This is a genomic window from Clostridium sp. AM34-11AC (assembly GCF_003435375.1).
GTDB classification, from domain to species: Bacteria; Bacillota; Clostridia; order Lachnospirales; family Lachnospiraceae; genus Pilosibacter; species Pilosibacter fragilis.
In genome coordinates this window covers 6,202-6,993 of the sequence record NZ_QWGL01000058.1, presented here as the reverse complement: position 1 = coordinate 6,993, position 792 = coordinate 6,202, and the positions used below count along the sequence as shown (strand labels likewise).

At 48.4% G+C, this 792-nt stretch carries 1 protein-coding gene; it reads right to left on the bottom strand.

Going from position 1 to position 792, the window contains the following annotated elements:
* The coding region (locus DW826_RS18490; protein ID WP_242994141.1) for an ArdC family protein at positions 1–792 on the bottom strand (792 nt) is incomplete at both ends.

Below are 792 nucleotides of genomic sequence, written 5' to 3'. Positions count from 1 at the left end.
CGAATGGCAATTTTCTGATGATCGGCAGAAAAATAGCCGTCCGTATCAGCGGCCATTGCTTCAAAAGTAATCGGCACCGGTGCGCTGCGGCGCAGGGCCTCCATGAATGCCTCATAATTTGGCACATTGCCGGAAAGGGAGGAAGCAAGCTCCGGCAAAGGTTTCCCGTCGGTCTGGCTCACATCAAAGACCTTGACCGGACGAAACATGGGGATCTCGATTTCTTTTTCCTCTGTAACGATCTTTCCGTCTTTATCCAAAATCGGAGCCTTGGTATCCGGGTCCAGCTTCTGCTCCTCGATTTTCTTCTTATACGGTGTGGGGGCGATGATGGTAATGCCACGCTCGCCCTTTTTTACATGACGCTCAAACTGGTCTTTCCACTTATTGTATCCGGCTACCAAAGTGGCATCCGGCTTCTGCATATAGATGAGCATGGTGTTGTTTACCGAATAGCGGTGAAATCGGGACATGACGGACAGATAGCGCATATACTTTTCGCTTTCAAACAGTTCTTTGATGCCCTGCTCGATGCCATCTGTGATTTCCCTTAGCCGTTCTCGGTTGGTGGGTTTATTCTCAGCCATGATTTTCAATCTCCTTTCCAAGTGTGTGATTTCTGCTGTGTGTTCTGCAATCCATGCCTTTTGTTCTTCTTCACTTTCATAAAGAAAAAGGTCCATCAGGTACTCTACATAGGTTTTCTTCTGGATTGCTTCCACAAAGCGGGGGTGCGGTTCTTCCTCCGGTGTCCTGGGAGAACGGTCGGCTTCCCATTTTTTCAACAGATAA